Here is a 249-nt window from a genome sequence, read left to right on the forward strand (position 1 = left end):
GGTCTGGGCTGTTCGGATCGTCACGGCGGAACTGCTGGGGGTTCTTGGCCTGCCAGTCCTCGATGGGGTAGTTGATGTCCAACCGACCAACCACCTTGGGTTCCTCAGGATCGAGCAGCTCGCCCTCCAGCACCACGCGGGCAATCAGGCTGACAGCATCGGTGAACTGCTCCGGGCTGATCTCCTTGTAGGTGCAGCCGAACTTGGACTTCAACGATGACCAGCAGGTGATGGCAGCCTTGGCGCGCT

1 protein-coding gene is annotated in these 249 nt (G+C 61.4%); it reads right to left on the bottom strand.

What is annotated here, in order from left to right:
* Positions 1-249 (bottom strand): hypothetical protein (locus tag GHN86_RS23545; RefSeq protein WP_228389660.1); only part of this gene is annotated, 249 nt, incomplete at both ends.

This window comes from Pseudomonas helleri, from assembly GCF_009600315.1.
Classification (GTDB): Bacteria; Pseudomonadota; Gammaproteobacteria; order Pseudomonadales; family Pseudomonadaceae; genus Aquipseudomonas; species Aquipseudomonas helleri_A.